This window comes from Streptomyces sp. NPDC087263 (assembly GCF_044744645.1).
Lineage (GTDB): Bacteria > Actinomycetota > Actinomycetes > Streptomycetales > Streptomycetaceae > Streptomyces.
The window spans coordinates 240,849-258,710 of record NZ_JBIUYT010000001.1 but is presented as its reverse complement, the minus strand read 5'-3'; the positions used below and the strand labels follow the sequence as shown (position 1 = coordinate 258,710).

Genomic DNA, 17,862 nt, shown 5'->3' with positions numbered 1-17,862 from the left:
CGCGCGAAGGCACCGTACGATCGGGAACGTGGCTGGTCGAAGGCGCGCGTCGCGAGCGGGGCTCTCCCTGGTGCTGCTGCTCGCCGTGCTGGTCGGCTGCGGCGGCGGCGCCCCGGACACCGCGGCGGCCGAGGTGCAGCGGGTCCTCGACCGGCGGTCGGCGGCCGTCCTGGACCGGGACGAGCCGGCGTACCGTGCCACCGAGCAGACGGGCACCCCCCTCACCGAGTTCGGGAATCTCCGCGAGGTGCCGCTGGCGGCCTGGTCGTACCGCGTGACCGGCTTCCACCGTTCCGGCGACCGGGCCACCGCCGACGCCGAGTTGAGCTACCGCGTAGACGGCTACGACAAGGCCCCCGTGACGGCGGCCCGCACCCTTGACCTGATCCGCACCGACGGCACGTGGTACGTCGCCTCGGACAAGCCCGCCAAGGACGCGAGCGAGCAGTTGTGGGAGCAGGGCGCGGTGACGGTCGTACGGGGCGAGCACAGCCTGGTGATGGGGGTCGGCCAGTCGGAGGACCGGCTGCGCACCTATGCGGATCTCGCGGACCGTGCCGTGCCCGCCGTGTCCCGGGCCTGGGGCACCGACTGGTCGGGGCACGACGTCGTGCTCGTACCGAAGTCCGTGGCGGGCATGGCGGGGCTGCTGGGCGCCCCGGCGTCCGGGTACCAGGGCATCGCGGCGGTCACCACCGGCGAGGCGGGGGCCTCCGCGAAGGCGCCCGCGGACCGGATCATCGTCAACCCCGACGCGTACGGCATCCTCGGCGACCTCGGTAAACAGGTCGTCCTCACCCACGAGACCACCCATGTCGCCACCCGCACCCACACCACAGCCGCCACACCGCTGTGGCTCTCCGAGGGCTACGCGGACTGGGTCGGCTACCTCGGCAGCGGACGCACCGCCGCACAGATCGCCCCGGAGCTGGAGCGCGCCGTCGCGGACGGGCAGGTGCCTGCCGCGCTGCCGGACGACGCGGCCTTCGGGTTCAGCGGGGACGCGGCGCAGCTGGCGCAGGCGTACGAGGGTGGCTGGCTGGCCTGCCGGCTGATCGCCGACCGCTGGGGCGAGGTCCGCCTCAACGACTTCTACCGGGCCGTGGGCGGGCACGACAAGCGGGCGGGAGCGGTGGAGGACGCGCTGCGGGACGTGCTGGACACCACGCCGGAGAAGTTCACGGAGCAGTGGCGGGAGTATCTGCGGGCGCAGTTGGGCTGACCGTGGTGCGGCGGGACGTGTTCAGCTCTCCAGCTGTGCGATGGCTTCCGCCAGCCACTTCCGCTCCGCCTCGCCCGTCGCCCGCGCCACCCGGAGCATGCCCTGCCGGAAGAGGTCGCCGGTCTCCTCCGCCCGTACGGGCTTGCCGTCCCGGTAGAAGAAGCTCGCGGGCGTGTCCAGGAACTCCTGGCGGCGGCGCAGGACCGCGGCCTGTTCGCGGGGGTCGGGCAGGTGGCGCAGGAAGGCCAGCAGCGTGTTGAAGCGGACCTGGTCGGTGATCTCCGTCTGCTTGGGGTGGCGCAGTCGCTCCAGGAGGTCCTCGCGGCCCCGGTCGGTGAGCGACAGGATGCGGCGCGGGGCCGCGCTGCTGCCCGGCTCCGCGTGCTGGTCCAGCTTGCCCGCGGTGATCAGGCGCGTGATCGCCGGGTAGAGCGCGCCGTCGCTGACCGGGCGGACGTGACCGCTCAGCGCCTTGATCCGCTCCTTCAACTCGTAGCCGTGCAGGGGCTCTTCGGACAGGAAGCCCAGGATCGACAGCTCCAGCATGCGCGGCTCCTTGGTGACGATGCGGCCGGTATTGACGATTGCGAGTCCTCGCACCGACATGCTATCTCTTATCGAGCTACCTCGAAGCGATGTAGCTCGTATCGATGTACGTGAGGTCGAATCGAGGGAGCCGTGTGAACGCCCATCGCAAGCAGCTCATAGCGCTCGCCCACCCCGTCTACCTCTCCCTGCTCGCCTCCGTCGCCGCCGGGATCATCAACACCGTCTGGGTCTCCCGGCTCGGCGGCGCCGCCGTGGCCGCCGTCGCCGTCGCGACCAACGCCGAGAACGTGCTGCTCGGCGTCGCCCTGGTCTTCGCCTCCGGTACGACCGTCCTGGTCGCGCACGGCAGAGGGGCCCGGGATCCGGGCGCGGTCCGGGCGGCCGTCCGCGGAGGATGGGCGCTGTTCGCGGCGGTCACGCCGGCGGTCGCCGTCGGCGGATACCTGTTGCGGGAGCCGCTGGCCCGGCTCGTGCTGGGCGGCGACGGACGCGCCCTGCCCCTAGCCGTCGGGTACTTGGCGATCTCCCTGCCGGGGATCACCGTCTTCTTCGCCCAGAACCTCCTCGACGGCATCCTGAAGGGCACCGGCGACACCCGCACCCCGATGCGCCTGGCCCTGCTGGCCAACGGTCTGATCCTCGGACTCGACCCGCTGCTCATCCACGCGTACGGCGTCCAGGGCGCCGCCCTCTCGACCGTGCTGTGCCGCTGCGTGGCCCTGGCGGTCGGGCTGGTCGCCCTGCGCCGCAACACGCTGTTGCGGGAGTCGGCCGCCTTTCCGCCCTCGGAGGCCACCGGAGCCGCCCTCCGGCGCACCCTGACGACCGGGCTGCCGATGTCCGCCGACTTCACCGTGCGGCAGGGCGGGGCCCTGGTCCTGGTCGCGATCGTGGCCCGGCTCGGGGTGACGGCGGTGGCCGCGTACTCCATCGCGTACAAGGTCATGTACGTCGCGACCATGGCGTTCTACGCGGTCCGGCAGGCCGCCTCGATCCACACGGCGCACCTGCGGGGCACGGGCCATGACGAGCGCGGCGCCGTCGGACGGCAGGCCGTACTCGTCTCGGGGGCGGTCGGGCTGCTCGCGGTGGCTCTGCTCGGCGTCCTCGCCCCCTGGATCATGGCGGCCTTCGGCGCCGGACCCGAGGTCGCCCGGGACGGGACGCTCTTCCTGCGCTGCGTCGGGCCCTACCTGCTGCTGATGGCCTGCTTCATCGCGTTCGGCGGGGTCTACGAGGGGAGCGGCCGGGCATCGCTGCTGCTACGGGTGACGCTGCTCGGGACGGCCGTCCAACTCCCGCTCGCCTACGCCCTGTCGGGGCTCGGGCTGCCCGGGATCTGCCTCGCCCTCGCGCTGTCCATGATGGTGCAGTGTGCCGTTCTCCGGGGAGGGGCGGGGCGTCAGGAGGACACCGAGGTCTCCTTGGTGCGGGCCGCCTGAGCGGGCAGCGCAGGGGCGGGCCGGGACACCGTGTCGCGCCACAGGGCCACCGCGCCGGTCACGGCGGCGATCACCAGCAGGCCGTTGCGGACGAACAGGAGGGTGACGCCGAGACCGTCGCTGACCACGACGTGCGAGAACCAGATCGGGAACTCCAGGACCGTCACGAACGACGCGATCAGCACCAGGCCGACCGGCACCGTCATCCGGCTGGCACGGAAGCACAGGCAGACGGCCGCGAGCCCGACCAGCCACACCATGTACTGCGGGCTGATCACCCGGCTCGTGGTCGTGAACATCAGCACCGCCACGAACGCGGCGTCGGCGAGCGTGTGCGTCAGGAACCGCTTGGCGCACAGCCGCCACAGCAGCAGCCAGCCGAAGGCGACCGCCGTGAGCACCAGCGCCAGCGTGCTCACCAGGTCGACGCCCGGGCCGAGGAACTCCACGGAACCGTAGTTGAGCAGCACCTGGCCGTCCCAGCCGTACTGCCGGGCCACATGGAAGACGAGGGACCCGAGCGACTCCACCTCGGTGCCGCGGTCGCGCTGGAAGGTCAGGAACGCGAAGGCGCCGGGCATCGACACCGCGAACAGCACCGCGATCCCCGCCGTGGAGACCGCCGCCGCGGCCCACGCACGGCGCCTGACGGCCCCCACCAGCAGCAGCACCGGCCACACCTTCAGCATCGCCCCGAAGCCCACCAGCGCCCCCATCACCCGCGGATGACGCGCCCCGGCGAGCAGCGCCGCCACCGCGACGGCCGTCACCATGACGTCGTAGCGCGCGTACACGGTCGGCCCGAGCAGCGGCACACCCACCACCCACACCCAGGCGCCGCGCAAGGACCTGCCGGAGCGCCCTCCCGCGTACTGGAGAAGCCCGAACACCACGACGTCGGCGACGAAGGCCAGCACGAAGAAGGCGTGCTCGTAGTCGAGGAAGGGCAGCAGGCCGGGGGAGAGGATCGGCAGGGCGGCGGCCGGCGGGTACTGCCAGGTGACGTCGTCCAGCGGGAAGGTGCCCGTGCGCAGAACCTCGTACCAGCCCCGGTAGATCACGGAGACGTCGCTGGTGACGTCCGGGCCCGGGAAGACGAGGAACCTGAAGACGAAGAGCAGCAGTAGCAGCCTGGTCAGGCCCCAGATTCCCGTCAACGCGTACGGGAACCTCGCCCCCTTTGCGCCCGTCATGCGTACCTGGCCCTCGTTCGTCCGGATCTCGCGAGGCGGCGATGCTCCGCGGAGGTGTTTTGGCGGGGTCATGATGGCGCGCGATGTTGTGCGGGAGCCATCAAGCGCGGCCGTACGGAGCTGTGAGTATAGGTTCGATAGTGTCGAACACGATGCACAAGACCCTGATCGTGACGAACGACTTCCCGCCCAGGCCCGGCGGCATCCAGGCATTCCTGCACAACATGGCGCTGCGCCTGGACCCCGAGCGGCTCGTCGTCTACGCCTCCACCTGGAAGCGGGGCCGCGAGGGCACCGAGGCGACCGCCGCCTTCGACGCCGAGCAGCCCTTCACCGTCGTACGGGATCGCACGACGATGCTGCTCCCCACTCCCGCCGTCACGCGGCGCGCGGCCGGGCTGCTGCGGGAACACGGCTGTACGTCGGTGTGGTTCGGGGCGGCGGCCCCGCTCGGCCTGATGGCGCCCGCGCTGCGCAGGGCGGGCGCGCGGCGGCTGGTGGCCACCACACACGGGCACGAGGCCGGGTGGGCCCAACTGCCCGCCGCACGTGGCCTGTTGCGCCGGATCGGCGAATCCACGGACACCATCACGTATCTCGGGGAGTACACGCGCTCCCGGATCGCCGGTGCGCTGACCCCCGAGGCGGCCGGGCGGATGGTCCAACTGCCGCCCGGCGTCGACGAGAAGACCTTCCACCCGGGCTCCGGCGGCGCCGAGGTCCGCGCCCGGCTCGGGCTCACCGACCGCCCGGTCGTCGTCTGCGTCTCGCGGCTCGTCCCGCGCAAGGGACAGGACACCCTCATCCTCGCGATGCCGCGCATCCTGGCCGAGGAGCCGGAGGCGGTGCTGCTGATCGTCGGAGGCGGGCCGTACGAGAGGGAGCTACGAAGGCTCGCGCACGAGACCGGTGTCACCGACTCGGTCCGCTTCACCGGCGCGGTGCCCTGGTCGGAGCTGCCGGCCCACTACGGCGCGGGGGATGTCTTCGCGATGCCCTGCCGTACGCGGCGCGGCGGCCTCGACGTGGAGGGGCTCGGCATCGTCTATCTGGAGGCGTCGGCGACCGGTCTGCCCGTTGTCGCGGGGGACTCCGGGGGCGCGCCCGACGCGGTGCTGGACGGTGAGACGGGGTGGGTCGTCCGCGGGGGTTCGCCCGAGGAGGCCGCCGACCGGATCGTCGCCCTGCTCGGCGACTCCGAGCTGCGCCGGCGGATGGGGGAGCGGGGGCGGGAGTGGGTCGAGGAGAAGTGGCGGTGGGATCTGCTGGCGGGGCGGTTGCGGGAGTTGCTTTAGCGGCGGTGGGGGTGCCGCTTGTCGGCTTCCGGCGACTGCGGGTGGTTGTGGGTTGCTCGCGTAGTTCCCCGCGCACCTGAAGGCGTGCTCCTGCGGAGGCGCCCTGAAGGGGCGCGGGGAACTGTGCGACCAGCCACGCACGGCCGGTGGGTCGTCATCGAACCCCCGCCCCTACGGCGGGAGTTCGTTTCTGGGGCGTCAGCCCCGATAGATCGCCTCGATCTCGTCGGCGTAATCCTTCGCCACCACGTTCCGCTTGAGCTTCAGCGAGGGCGTGAGATGCCCCGACTCCTCGGTGAACTGGGAGTCGAGGATCCGGAACTTCCGTACCGACTCCGCCTTCGACACCGCCGCGTTGCCGTCGTCGATCGCGCTCTGGATCGCGGCCAGCAGGTCCACGTCCTCGCGCAGCGACGCCGCGGTGGAGCCGGCCGGCTTGCCGTGCTCGGCGGCCCAGCGGCCCAGGAACTCGTCGTCGATGGTGATCAGCGCGCCGACGAACGGGCGCCCGTCGCCGACCACCATGCACTCCGCGACCAGCGCGTGCGCCCGGATGCGGTCCTCGATCACGGCCGGGGCGACGTTCTTGCCGCCCGCGGTGACGATGATCTCCTTCTTGCGGCCGGTGATCCGGAGATAGCCGTCCTCGTCGAGGGTGCCGATGTCACCGGTGTGGAACCAGCCGTCGGCAAGGGCCTCGGCGGTCGCGGCCTCGTTGTTCCAGTACCCCTTGAACAGGTGCTCGCCGTGCAGCAGCACCTCGCCGTCGTCCGCGATCCGCACCACCGAACCGGGCAGCGGCTGGCCGACCGTGCCGATCTTCTGGCGGTCCCACGGGTTGAAGGCGGTGGCCGCGCAGGACTCGGTCAGGCCGTAGCCCTCCAGGACCGTGAAGCCGATGCCGCGGAAGAAGTGCCCGAGGCGCTCGCCGAGCGGGGCGCCGCCGGAGATGGCGAACTCGCCCTTGCCGCCGAGCACCGCCCGCAGCTTGCTGTAGACGAGCTTGTCGAAGGTCCGGTGCTTGATCTTCAGACCGAGGGACGGGCCCGCGGGGGTGTCCAGCGCGCGACTGTACGCGATCGCCGTGTCCGCCGCCTTGTCGAAGATCTTGCCCTTGCCGTCCGCCTGCGCCTTGGCGCGCGCCGAGTTGTAGACCTTCTCGAAGACGCGCGGCACACCGAGGATCATCGTCGGCCGGAACGAGGCCAGCTCGTCGGTGAGGTTCTTGATGTCGGGAACGAGGCCCAGCTTGATCGGCGCCATCATCGGCGCGACCTGGACCAGGCGTCCGAAGACGTGCGCGAGCGGCAGGAAGAGGAGCACCGAGCTCTCGCCCGTACGGAACAGGGGGCGCAGCCGCTCCACGACGTTGCCGCACTCGGCGAAGAAGCTGCGGTGGGTGAGGACGCACCCCTTGGGGCGGCCGGTCGTCCCGCTCGTGTAGACGATGGTGGCCGGGTCGTCGGCCTTGGCGAGCGAGCTGCGCGCCTCGACCGCCTCGTCGGTGACGTCCTTACCGGCGCGGCCCAGCTCCTCGACGCCGCCGCCCTCGATCTGCCACACCTGCTTCAGCGCGGGCAGCCGGTCGCGCACCGACTCCACGGAGGCCGCGTGAGCGTCCAGCTCGACGATGCAGGCGGTCGCGCCCGAGTCGCTGAGGATCCACTGCACCTGCTCCGCCGAGCTGGTCTCGTACACCGGCACGGTGACCGCGCCCGCACTCCAGATCGCGAAGTCGAGCAGCGTCCACTCGTAGCGGGTACGGGACATCAGGCCGACCCGGTCACCGGGCTCCACGCCCGACGCGATCAGCCCCTTGGCCGCGGCCCGCACCTCGGCGAGGAAGGCGGTGGCGGTGACATCCGTCCACGTGCCGCCCACCTTGCGGGTGATGACGGCGACGTCGGGATGCTGCGCGGCGTTTCTACGGACGATGTCGGTCAGATTTCCGTCCGCAGGGACCTCGTACAAAGCCGGAAGGCTGAACTCGCGCAAGACTGCTGCTCCTCATTGGGCGCCGACGCCACGACTCTGTGTGCTGCGACGGCGCGGTCCAAGGCTTGGGCAGGCACCCAGGGAGATCACTGTTGAAATCCTGAGTACGACTGGACTGCCCGGACGTTACCCGTCGGTATGCCTTCTTCGACAGGGGGGTCGGACGAGATGTTCGCCGTGTCACACAGGTTGGTATTCCTTGGCGCACAGTAGTCCACGGCTTTCTTCACTGGCCAGTAATCACTGGTCCATCCCGCTCCTGTTCACCCATGCCGCACACGCCTACCCTTGATCGTCATGGCACCCACACCAGGCGGTAACGGCAGGACGCGCGTCCATGTGGTCAGTGACGTACACGGCAACGCCCGTGACCTGGCCAGGGCCGGCGACGGCGCGGACGCGCTGATCTGCCTCGGTGACCTCGTGCTCTTCCTCGACTACGCCGACCACTCGCGCGGCATCTTCCCCGATCTCTTCGGCGTCGAGAACGCGGACCGCATCGTCGAGCTGCGCACCGCCCGCCGCTTCGAGGAGGCGCGGGACTTCGGGGCCCAGCTGTGGGCCGGCATCGGCACGGGCCGGGCGACCGCCATCGAGAAGGCGGTGCGCAAGCAGTACGCCGACCTGTTCGCCGCTTTCCCGACACCGACGTACGCCACATACGGCAATGTCGACATGCCGGTTCTGTGGCCGGAATACGCCGGACCCGGCACGACGGTGCTCGACGGCCAGCGGGTGGAGATCGGCGGCCGGACCTTCGGCTTCGTCGGCGGGGGACTGACGACACCCATGCGCACGCCCTACGAGATCAGCGACGAGGAGTACGCGGCGAAGATCGAGGCCGTCGGCGAGGTCGACGTGCTGTGCACCCACATCCCGCCCGAGGTGCCGGAACTGGTCTACGACACGGTGGCGCGCCGCTTCGAACGCGGCAGCCTGGCTCTCCTCGACGCGATCCGCCGTACCCGGCCCCGCTACTCGCTCTTCGGTCACGTCCACCAGCCGCTGGCACGGCGGATGCGGATCGGGGCGACCGAGTGCGTGAACGTGGGCCACTTCGCGGGCTCCGGGCGGCCGTGGGCCCTGGAGTGGTGAGGGGCCGGGCCTCCTCCTGACCGGTGCGGGTGACGGCACCCCGTCCGGTGCGCGGTAGCCTTCACGCTGCACACACGTGCGCACCACCCTCCCTCACCGGACCGTATCTGGAGGAGCCACGGCGATGGCTGAACACACCAGTTCGAGCATCACGATCGAGGCGGCACCGGCTGATGTCATGGCGGTCATCGCCGACTTCGCCCGTTACCCGGACTGGACCGGCGAGGTGAAGGAGGCGGAGGTACTCGCCACGGACGGCCAGGGCCGCGCCGAGCAGGTACGCCTCGTCATGGACGCCGGTGCCATCAAGGACGACCAGACCCTCGGCTACACCTGGACCGGCGACCACGAGGTCTCCTGGACCCTGGTCAAGTCCCAGATGCTCCGCTCCCTCGACGGCTCGTACATCCTCAAGCCCGCGGGCACCGGCGCCACCCAGGTCACCTACCTCCTCACGGTCGACGTCAAGATCCCCATGCTCGGCATGATCAAGCGCAAGGCGGAGAAGGTCATCATCGACCGCGCGCTGGCGGGCCTGAAGAAGCGGGTGGAGGAGACCAAGTAGCCCAACCAGGCCGTCCGGCGCTGGAGATCGTTGAGCCCGTCCGGCGTTTGAGGACGAGCGCGTTCGGCGCGATACGGGGGTCTGGGGGCGGAGCCCCCAGAAACAAGGGACGGGTAGGGGCGGAGGGGGCGAAAAACGCCTCTACGCCGGCACGGGCGCCGGGTGCCATGCAAACGGGGTTGCACTGAAGCCCTGCCAAGGCGCCCCCGCCAGCCCAGGTACCGTTCACCCTCATGCGCACCATCCTGATCACAGGCCCCGGCGGCTCCGGCCGCACCACCGTCGCCGCGGCCACCGCGCTGAAGGCCGCCCGCAACGGCACCCGCACCCTCGTACTGAGCGCCGACCGCACGGACACCCTGGGCGCCGCCCTCGGCGTACGGACAGGGCCCGCTCCGGCGGAGGCGGGCGACAACCTCACCACCTGGCGCCCCGATGCCACCGAACGTTTCCGCGCCGACCTCACCGCCTTCCAGGACCGCGCCACCACTGCCCTCGACCTCCTCGGCGCCAACCGTCTGGACGCCGAGGAAGTCACCCCCCTGCCCGGCGCCGAGGAACTCGCCCTGCTCCGCGCCCTGCGCGACGCGGCGACCTCGGACACGTACGACCTTCTCGTCGTCGACCTCCCGCCGGCCCCGCAGGCCCTCGCTCTCCTCTCCCTCCCCGAGGAACTCCGCCGCTATCTGCGCCGCCTGCTCCCGGCGGAACGCCAGGCGGCCCGCGCCCTGCGCCCCGTCCTCGGCCGCCTCGCGGGTGTCCCGATGCCCGCCCAGTGGCTGTACGAGACGGCGGCCCGCTGGGACCTCGAACTGGCCGCCGTGGAGGCGGTCGTCGAGGACCGCGCCACGACCGTACGGCTGGTCGCCGACCCGGGTCCGGCCGGCACCGACGCCGTACGCGTCGCCGGCACCGCCCTCGCCCTGCGCGGCCTCTCCGTCGACGCCCTGGTCGCCAACCGTGTGCTGCCGGGTGCCACGAACGACACCTGGCTCGCCGCCCTCGCCGCCCTCGCCGCCCAGCAGCGCAAGGCACTCGACGAGTGGCAGGAGACGTACGACGTCCACGAGGTCCCGCACCGCGGCCACGACCCGCGGGGCACCCACGACCTCGCCGCGCTCCCCGTACCCGGTGTCGTCAACGAGACGCCGCCCCCCGTCGAGTGGCCCCTCCAGGACCGCCTCGCCGACGAGGGCGTCCTCGTCTGGCACATCCCGCTGCCCGGCGCCATACGCGAGGAGCTGGACCTGATCCGGCGCGGCGACGAACTCGTCGTCACCGTCGGACAGTTCCGCCGGATCGTGCCGCTGCCGTCGGCCCTGCGGCGCTGCACCGTGGACGGCGCCGCCCTGCGCGAGGGCGAACTGAGGATCCGATTCGCGCCGGACCCCGGACTGTGGCCGCGCACACGGTGAACCACGTACCTCCGTTCGGGTAACGTCGGAGGGACGAAACGTAGTCAGGAGAACCGCCATGAGCGAAGAGCGCACGCCGTCCGACGCCGCTCAGGAAGCGGCTGGCGAAGTCCGTGCGCCCGACGTCGATGCCGACGCCTGGGCGCACGCGGTGGCCGAGGATCTCGCGGCGGAGAAGGCCCGTCGCCGCGCCCAGTACGGCACACCGCCCGGCTCGGCCGCCGATGAGCTGCGCAAGCTCGTCGACACCGTCGCCGAGAAGCTGTCCGGCCTCCAGTCGCCGCTCCTCGGCGCGGTCGCCGGCGGCGCTGCCCAGCAGGTGGTCAACCAGGTCGTGCAGCAGGCCAAGGCCGCCGTCGAACCCGTCATCGAGCGCAACCCCGATGTCTTCGACCACCTCGCGACCGCGGGCTCCGAGCTGCTCGCCGCCTACCGGTCGGCCGTCGAGGCGCAGGAGCGACGCTGGACGACCCGGGACACGGGCCCTCGCGACGAGGGCACCGGTCCAGGGGAACACATCGACTTGGACTAAAGGCAGCTCGGGTACGGTTGGCCGTAGCGGGGCTCGACCGAAACTGAGGGATTCATGGGACTCACCATCGGCGTCGATATCGGCGGCACGAAGATCGCGGCCGGTGTGGTCGATGAGGAAGGCAACATCCTCTCGACCCACAAGGTGCCGACTCCCACCACGCCGCAGGCGATCGTGGATGCCATCGCCTCCGCGGTGGACGGTGCGCGTGCCGGGCACGAGATCGTGGGCGTCGGTATCGGTGCGGCGGGATACGTGAACCGCCAGCGCTCGACGGTGTACTTCGCGCCGAACATCGACTGGCGGCAGGAGCCGCTGAAGGCCGAGGTCGAATCGCGCGTAGGGCTGCCGGTCGTCGTGGAGAACGACGCCAACGCGGCCGCGTGGGGCGAGTACAGGTTCGGCGCGGGCAAGGGCCACCGGAACGTCATCTGCATCACGCTGGGCACGGGTCTCGGCGGCGGCATCATCATCGGCAACAAGCTGCGCCGCGGGCACTTCGGTGTGGCCGCCGAGTTCGGGCACATCCGGATGGTGCCGGACGGTCTGCTGTGCGGGTGTGGCTCGCAGGGGTGCTGGGAGCAGTACGCCTCCGGGCGGGCGCTCGTCCGGTACGCGAAGCAGCGGGCGAACGCCACCCCCGAGAACGCGGAGATCCTGCTCGCGCTGGGGGACGGCAGCCCCGACGGCATCGAGGGCAAGCACATCTCGGTCGCCGCGCGCCAGGGTGACCCGGTCGCGGTGGACTCCTACCGTGAGCTGGCCCGCTGGGCCGGTGCGGGCCTTGCCGATCTGGCCTCGCTCTTCGACCCGTCCGCCTTCATCGTGGGTGGCGGTCTGTCGGACGAGGGCGAGCTGGTTCTCGACCCCATTCGTAAGTCGTACAAGCGGTGGCTGGTGGGGGGCAACTGGCGTCCCGTCGCCGATGTCATCGCCGCGCAGCTCGGGAACAAGGCGGGGCTTGTGGGGGCGGCGGATCTGGCCCGGGAGCCGGACCCGATCATGTGACGTTCGTTTGCTGTGTGATGTGCGCCCGCTGTCCCCACTCCGGGGGCGGCGGGCGTTGTCGTGCGTCTTGTGCGCCTGCTACGTCGTCGTGGGGCGGGGCCGCGCCGGTACATCCGCCCGCATCCGAACGGATCTGCTGTGGGTTCGAGGGAGCTGTTTCTTTTTGATCCGTTCGGATGCGGGCATTTGATGTACCGACACGGCCCCTTCCGTGCGTGGGCGGCTGCGGGCGCGGGGCGTGCCGGGTGCTCGGGGGCTGTGTTGTCGTATCTTGATCGTCATGCCGAATAGCTCGTCGAGTGTGGTCAGGTCGTTGCCCAACTCCCTTACCGAGGCCGATGGTTCGGCTGTTGTTCGGGTGCTCAGTTACAACATTCGGTCGATGCGTGATGACACTGATGCGCTCGCGCGCGTCATCGGGGCCTGCTCGCCGGACCTTGTGCTGGTGCAGGAGGCTCCGCGGTTCTTTCGGTGGCGGAAGAAGCTGGCTCGGCTTGCGGCGGCGTCCGGGCAGGTCGTTCTGTCGGGTGGGGGTACCGCGTCCGGGCCTGCGCTGTTGTGCTCACTGCGGGCGACGGTCGAGCGGACCGAGGATGTCCTGCTTCCACTCACGCCCGGGTTGCACCGGCGCGGGTTCGCCACGGCGGTGGTTCGGTTCGGTGGGGTTCGGGTGGGGGTGGTGAGCTGTCATCTCTCGCTGCGGGACGACGAGCGGTATGAGCAGGGCGGCATGCTGCTTGAGCAGGTGGCCCGTCTGGGCACGCCTCACGCTGTTGTGGGGGGCGATCTCAATGAGCGGCCTGATGGGCGCACCTTCAAGCGGCTTGGCGCCGCTCTCCAGGATGGCTGGGCCACCCGGGCCTGGGGTGGTGAGCTGACCTCCAGTGCGGTGGATCCTCATCAACGGATCGACGCGATCTTTGCCACGGAGGGGGTGGAGGTCCTGGGGTGTGGGGTGCCGCTGGGCCTTCCGGGTGTTGCGGAGGCCGATCTTGAGAGGGCGACCGATCACCTTCCGGTGCTGGCCGCCCTCCGGGTGCCGGCTGCTGTGTAGGGGCTCGGGTCAGACCACCGCGCCCCGGCCGGGGTCGTCCCCGTCCTCGTTGTCGCTCTTCATGCGGGTCACCAGCGTGGCGAAGCCGCCGAGGAAGCCGCCGATGCCGAGGGTGGTGAGCCACCAGGTCATGTCCCAGCCGAGGAGAACGGCCAGCAGGAGCAGGACGGGGCCGCCGAGGACGGCGAGCCAGGCGAACTTGGCCGTGGTGTCGGCCGCGGGCAGCGGGGGCGGCTCGGGTGGCACGAAGTGGCCCTCGTCGTCCTCGTCGAGGTCCTCGTCGGCGGGCTCGGGTGCCTGGAAGTCACGCGGACCGGCGACACCGGGGGCGAAGGCGACCGAGCTGCCGAGGGGCTTGGCGGGTGCGGACTTATCGCCGGAGGTGTCCTCGGAGGTGTCCTCGGTCGTGGTTGCGGCCTTGTCGTCGTTCGTCTCCGGTTCGAGAAGGGCCAGGTCCTCCACCGACTTGAACGGCTTCGCGCCCGGCGGGTCCTTGGGCTCGTCGCCGTACCCGGAGACGATCGCCTGCCACGCGGCCTCCTCGTCGAAGGGCACGTTCTGCTCGTCGCCGAGGGATTCACCGAAGGGCTCGCCCAGGGGCACGCCCTTCTCCTCGGAATCGTCGCGGTCCGCCTCGTGCTCAGCCACCCGTGGCCGTCCCTTCCTGCTGAACCGGTCGACCAGCGTCGGACTCCTTGCCGACGCTGGGTGCGAGCCGGCCGATGAACGCGTAGCTCTCCTCGAAGATCCGGTCCGCGTCGTGGTCCAACGTCGCGACGTGGTAGCTCTGTTCCAGCAGGATCTCCGTCACGTCCGTGGACGACACGCGGCTGAGGACACGCGCCGAGTCGGCGGGCCGCACCACATGGTCGTTCGGGCTGTGCAGAAGCAGCAGCGGCTGGGTGACCTGCGGCAGCTCGCCGTCGACGACCCGGAGGAAGTTCCGCAACGAGTACGCGGCGTGCAGAGGCACCCGGTCGTAGCCGAGCTCCTTGGCACCTTCCTTCGCGATGTCGCTCGTGACCCCCTTCGTAGACCCCACGAAGTGCCGGAGTACCGGAAGGGCGTAGGGCGCCGGGCCGTGCAACTTGTTGAGCGGGTTGACGACGACGATGCCGCTGATCCTGTCGCCGTGCTTCACGGCGAGCCGCAGGGCCAGCGCGCCGCCTGTGGAGAGGCCGAGGACGAAGACCTGCGAACAACGCCCCAGAAGGGCCCGCAGCTCGCGGTCCACCTCCGCGTACCAGTCCTGCCCGCCGGTGAGCTGCATGTCCTCCCAGCGGGTGCCGTGCCCGGGCAGCAACGGCAGCGCGACGGTCAGACCGCGCTCGGCGAGATACTCCGCCCAGGGGCGCAGCGACTGCGGGGAACCGGTGAAACCGTGGCAGAGGAGGACGCCGACCTCTCCGCCTTCATGGCGGAACGGCTCGGCTCCAGGAAGGACCGGCACCTTCGGTCTCCTGTTCATGAGACGGGCGGAATGGGACAAGCGGCAGGGGCAAGACACGACCCCGGGAGTTCGAGGCGTACTTCACCGTACGCGACCGCACCGACACCGACCAGGGTCGTCGGGCCCTTTGACAGTGCTCCGGGTTAAGGTCTGAGCTACTACACAGGAGGCACTCGGTTGATCTACGGCGCAATGAAGTTTTCCATCGGAGGGCCGCTGAAGCTCGCGTTCAGGCCCTGGGTGGAAGGCCTCGAGAACATCCCCGCCGAGGGCCCCGCCATTCTGGCGAGCAATCACCTGTCGTTCTCCGACTCGTTCTTCCTGCCCGCGGTCCTCGATCGCAAGGTGACCTTCATCGCGAAGGCCGAGTACTTCACGACGCCCGGGATCAAGGGCCGGATGACCGCCGCCTTCTTCAAGGGCGTCGGCCAGCTCCCGGTGGACCGCTCCGGTGCGCGCGGTGCGGGCGAGGCGGCCGTCAAGAGCGGTATCGACGTCCTGGAGCGCGGTGAGCTGTTCGGCATCTATCCGGAGGGCACACGCTCGCCCGACGGCCGGCTCTACCGCGGTAAACCCGGTGGCCTCGCGCGCGTGGCGCTCGCCGGCGGCGCGCCCGTCATCCCCGTCGCGATGATCGACACCGAGAAGATCCAGCCGCCGGGCAAGGTGATGCCCAAGCTGATGCGCCCGGGAATCCGCATCGGCAAGCCGCTCGACTTCAGCCGTTACCACGGCATGGAGCACGACCGTTTCGTGCTGCGCGCGGTGACCGACGAGGTCATGTACGAAATCATGAAGCTCTCGGGCCAGGAGTACGTCGACATCTACGCGACGGCCGCCAAGCGGCAGATCGTGGAGGCGGCGAAGGTCGAGAAGCAGGCGCACAAGGAAGCCGAGAAGGAAGCCGAACAGGCACAGAAGCAGGCCGCGAAGGCCGCCGCCGAGGTAGAGGTGGAGGCCGAAACCGAAGCCGAGGCCGAAAAGGCGGCTGCTGAGGCTGCCGAGAAGGAACGGGCCGGTTCCTAGCCGCGTTCGTCAGCGGCGTGGGGTGTGGGGTATGGGGTGGGGGACATGACCAAGCGTGAGCGAGTCATGAGGATGTCGGTCGAGCAGCCGCTGTGGCGTGCGCTCAGCGGCTACCGCTTGCTGACGATGGTGTACGCGATCGGGCTCTTCGTCACCGCCTACGACACGTTCGCGCGGCCCTGGGTGGCCATCGCGTACTTCGCCGTGCTGGTGGTGTGGACCGTCGCGACGCTGCCCAGGGTCGCCAACGCGGCCAGTTGCACCAAGCGCTTCCTCGCCGCCGACCTCACCATCGCGCTCGTCGGCATCCTGCTCACCCGGGTCGCCGACGACGCGGCCCGGATACAGGCCGGCGGTCCGACGCTGCCGTCGATATGGACCGCGGGCTCCGTCCTGGCATTCGCGATCAAGGGCGGCTGGCGCTGGGCGGCGTTCGCCTCCACGCTCGTCGCGGTCGCCAACCTCGTCCAGCGCGGCGCCCCGACCCGGGACACCATCCACAACGTGCTCCTCGTCTGGGTCGCCTCCATCGCCATCGGGTACGTCGTCGAGGTCGCCCGCGCCTCCGAGCGCACCCTCGCCCGCGCCCTGGAGATCGAGGCCGCCACCCGCGAACGGGAGCGTCTGGCCCGCGACATCCACGACGGCGTACTCCAGGTCCTCGCCATGGTCCAGCGCCGCGCCTCCGCCCTCGGCGGCGAGGCCGCCGAGCTCGGCCGGATGGCCGGCGAGCAGGAGGTGGCGCTGCGCACGCTGGTCTCGGGCGGCCTGGTGCCCGTCTCCCGGGTGTCCGAGGACGCGGCGCTCGGTGCCCTCGTACGCGCCGTCGACGAACCGGACGACGAGAACCCCGGGGGCCCCGTCGACCTGCGCGCGCTCCTGGCCCCATACGCCACCGCGCGCGTGACGCTCTCCGAGCCAGGCGCGGCCGTGCCGCTCGCCCCGGCCGCCGCCCGGGAGCTGACCGCGGCTGTCGGGGCGGCCCTGGACAATGTCCGCAAGCACGTAGGCGAAGACGCCCGCGCCTGGATCCTGGTCGAGGACGAGCCGGACACGGTGATCGTGACGGTACGCGACGAGGGCCCCGGCATCCCGGAGGGGCGGCTCGCTCAGGCCGAGGGTGAGGGGCGGCTCGGCGTCGCCCTGTCGATCCGCGGCCGGCTGCGCGAGATCGGCGGCGCGGCCGAGCTGATCTCGGTCCCGGGACAGGGCACGGAAGTCGAGCTGAAGGTACCGAAAGCGGCGGGGTCGGAGTCGGAGGGGGATCCTGAAGCGCCGATGGGTTCGCTGGGTTCGATGGGTTCCAAGGGTTCACGGGGGAAGGCGGAGCGGGCATGAGTGAGCAGGGCAAAGGGCCGATCAGGGTCATGGTGGTGGACGATCACCCGATGTGGCGGGACGCCGTCGCGCGCGACCTCGCCGAGGCCGGGTTCGACGTGGTGGCCACCGCGGGCGACGGTGAACAGGCCGTGCGCCGCGCCCAGGCCGCCGCACCCGACGTCCTCGTGCTCGATCTGAACCTGCCCGCCAAGCCCGGAGTCCAGGTCTGCAAGGAGCTGGTCGGAGCCAACCCGGTGCTGCGCGTCCTCGTCCTGTCGGCCAGCGGTGAGCACGCCGACGTCCTGGAGGCGGTCAAGTCCGGCGCGACGGGCTATCTGCTCAAGTCGGCGTCCACGGAGGAGCTGATCGACGCGGTGCGCCGCACGGCCGTCGGCGATCCGGTGTTCACGCCGGGCCTCGCGGGCCTGGTCCTCGGCGAGTACCGCCGCCTCGCCTCGGACCCCGGGCCCGCCACGGGCGGCGACCAGCCAAGGGCCCCGCAGCTCACCGACCGCGAGACCGAGGTGCTCCGCCTGGTCGCCAAGGGCCTCAGCTACAAACAGATCGCCGAGCGCCTGGTCATCTCCCACCGCACCGTCCAGAACCACGTGCAGAACACCCTGGGCAAGCTGCAGCTCCACAACCGGGTCGAGCTGGTCCGCTACGCGATCGAGCGCGGCCTCGACGAGGTGTAGGGCTCG

General features: G+C 70.9%; 17 protein-coding genes. 12 read left to right on the top strand and 5 right to left on the bottom strand.

The window, feature by feature from the left end:
• Window positions 1–28 precede the first annotated feature (28 nt).
• Window positions 29–1,222: a hypothetical protein gene (locus tag ACIPC1_RS01185; RefSeq protein WP_402512234.1), complete on the top strand. Its 1,194-nt coding sequence runs from the start codon at window positions 29–31 to the stop codon at window positions 1,220–1,222.
• Between the two features lie 21 nt (window positions 1,223–1,243).
• Here the strand turns inward: ACIPC1_RS01185 and ACIPC1_RS01180 are convergent, their stop codons facing one another.
• On the bottom strand, window positions 1,244–1,768 hold the full coding sequence (locus tag ACIPC1_RS01180; protein WP_402513341.1) for a PadR family transcriptional regulator: 525 nt from the start codon (window positions 1,766–1,768) through the stop codon (window positions 1,244–1,246).
• A 134-nt stretch (window positions 1,769–1,902) separates the two neighbouring features.
• Between ACIPC1_RS01180 and ACIPC1_RS01175 the strand changes: the two genes are divergently transcribed.
• The gene (locus ACIPC1_RS01175) at window positions 1,903–3,213 is read left to right on the top strand and encodes an MATE family efflux transporter (protein ID WP_402512233.1); all 1,311 of its coding nucleotides are present in this window, start codon (window positions 1,903–1,905) and stop codon (window positions 3,211–3,213) included.
• Here ACIPC1_RS01175 and ACIPC1_RS01170 read toward each other — a convergent pair.
• The gene (locus ACIPC1_RS01170) at window positions 3,174–4,406 is read right to left on the bottom strand and encodes a glycosyltransferase 87 family protein (RefSeq protein WP_402512232.1); all 1,233 of its coding nucleotides are present in this window, start codon (window positions 4,404–4,406) and stop codon (window positions 3,174–3,176) included. The two genes, ACIPC1_RS01175 and ACIPC1_RS01170, sit on opposite strands and share 40 nt — an antisense overlap.
• Before the next feature lie 152 nt (window positions 4,407–4,558).
• On the opposite strand from ACIPC1_RS01170, the gene ACIPC1_RS01165 reads away from it, so the two are divergent.
• Window positions 4,559–5,701 carry a glycosyltransferase family 4 protein gene (locus ACIPC1_RS01165; protein ID WP_402512231.1) on the top strand — a complete coding sequence of 381 codons (1,143 nt, stop codon included), beginning with the start codon at window positions 4,559–4,561 and terminating at the stop codon, window positions 5,699–5,701.
• Window positions 5,702–5,899: 198 nt separating this feature from the next.
• Here ACIPC1_RS01165 and ACIPC1_RS01160 read toward each other — a convergent pair whose 3' ends face one another.
• Window positions 5,900–7,696 (bottom strand): AMP-dependent synthetase/ligase, encoded by a 1,797-nt coding sequence (locus tag ACIPC1_RS01160; RefSeq protein WP_402512230.1) that lies wholly within the window; start codon window positions 7,694–7,696, stop codon window positions 5,900–5,902.
• A gap of 297 nt (window positions 7,697–7,993) precedes the next feature.
• Between ACIPC1_RS01160 and ACIPC1_RS01155 the strand changes: the two genes are divergently transcribed.
• The 6 genes from ACIPC1_RS01155 to ACIPC1_RS01130 all read left to right on the top strand — a co-directional run bounded on the left by ACIPC1_RS01155 (window position 7,994) and on the right by ACIPC1_RS01130 (window position 13,365).
• The gene (locus tag ACIPC1_RS01155) at window positions 7,994–8,791 is read left to right on the top strand and encodes a metallophosphoesterase (protein WP_402512228.1); all 798 of its coding nucleotides are present in this window, start codon (window positions 7,994–7,996) and stop codon (window positions 8,789–8,791) included.
• A gap of 124 nt (window positions 8,792–8,915) precedes the next feature.
• On the top strand, window positions 8,916–9,356 hold the full coding sequence (locus ACIPC1_RS01150; RefSeq protein ID WP_365427415.1) for an SRPBCC family protein: 441 nt from the start codon (window positions 8,916–8,918) through the stop codon (window positions 9,354–9,356).
• A gap of 233 nt (window positions 9,357–9,589) precedes the next feature.
• Window positions 9,590–10,771 carry an ArsA family ATPase gene (locus tag ACIPC1_RS01145; protein ID WP_402512226.1) on the top strand — a complete coding sequence of 394 codons (1,182 nt, stop codon included), beginning with the start codon at window positions 9,590–9,592 and terminating at the stop codon, window positions 10,769–10,771.
• Between the two features lie 58 nt (window positions 10,772–10,829).
• A complete protein-coding gene (locus tag ACIPC1_RS01140) occupies window positions 10,830–11,303 on the top strand; it encodes a DUF5304 domain-containing protein (RefSeq protein WP_384386657.1) in 474 nt (157 codons plus the stop codon).
• 54 nt (window positions 11,304–11,357) lie between these two features.
• Window positions 11,358–12,311, top strand: coding sequence for an ROK family glucokinase (locus tag ACIPC1_RS01135; protein WP_385738611.1), 954 nt, complete (start codon window positions 11,358–11,360; stop codon window positions 12,309–12,311).
• A gap of 280 nt (window positions 12,312–12,591) precedes the next feature.
• A complete protein-coding gene (locus tag ACIPC1_RS01130) occupies window positions 12,592–13,365 on the top strand; it encodes an endonuclease/exonuclease/phosphatase family protein (RefSeq protein WP_402512224.1) in 774 nt (257 codons plus the stop codon).
• A 9-nt stretch (window positions 13,366–13,374) separates the two neighbouring features.
• On the opposite strand, the gene ACIPC1_RS01125 is transcribed toward ACIPC1_RS01130, so the two are convergent.
• Both ACIPC1_RS01125 and ACIPC1_RS01120 read right to left on the bottom strand, forming a co-directional pair.
• A complete protein-coding gene (locus tag ACIPC1_RS01125) occupies window positions 13,375–14,013 on the bottom strand; it encodes a hypothetical protein (protein WP_402512223.1) in 639 nt (212 codons plus the stop codon).
• Entirely contained in the window at window positions 14,006–14,815 is an 810-nt protein-coding gene (locus ACIPC1_RS01120; RefSeq protein WP_384386667.1) for an alpha/beta hydrolase, read from the bottom strand. The genes ACIPC1_RS01125 and ACIPC1_RS01120 overlap by 8 nt, the downstream gene beginning before the upstream one ends.
• A 192-nt stretch (window positions 14,816–15,007) precedes the next feature.
• Between ACIPC1_RS01120 and ACIPC1_RS01115 the strand changes: the two genes are divergently transcribed.
• From ACIPC1_RS01115 to ACIPC1_RS01105, 3 genes are read left to right on the top strand one after another with little or no spacing between them, the layout of a single operon-like run.
• Window positions 15,008–15,841 (top strand): lysophospholipid acyltransferase family protein, encoded by an 834-nt coding sequence (locus ACIPC1_RS01115; protein WP_402512221.1) that lies wholly within the window; start codon window positions 15,008–15,010, stop codon window positions 15,839–15,841.
• A gap of 45 nt (window positions 15,842–15,886) precedes the next feature.
• Window positions 15,887–17,179: a MacS family sensor histidine kinase gene (gene macS, locus ACIPC1_RS01110; RefSeq protein ID WP_402512220.1), complete on the top strand. Its 1,293-nt coding sequence runs from the start codon at window positions 15,887–15,889 to the stop codon at window positions 17,177–17,179.
• Window positions 17,176–17,856: a response regulator gene (locus ACIPC1_RS01105; RefSeq protein ID WP_402512219.1), complete on the top strand. Its 681-nt coding sequence runs from the start codon at window positions 17,176–17,178 to the stop codon at window positions 17,854–17,856. Before macS ends, ACIPC1_RS01105 begins: the two co-directional genes overlap by 4 nt.
• The last annotated feature ends 6 nt before the right edge of the window (window positions 17,857–17,862 follow it).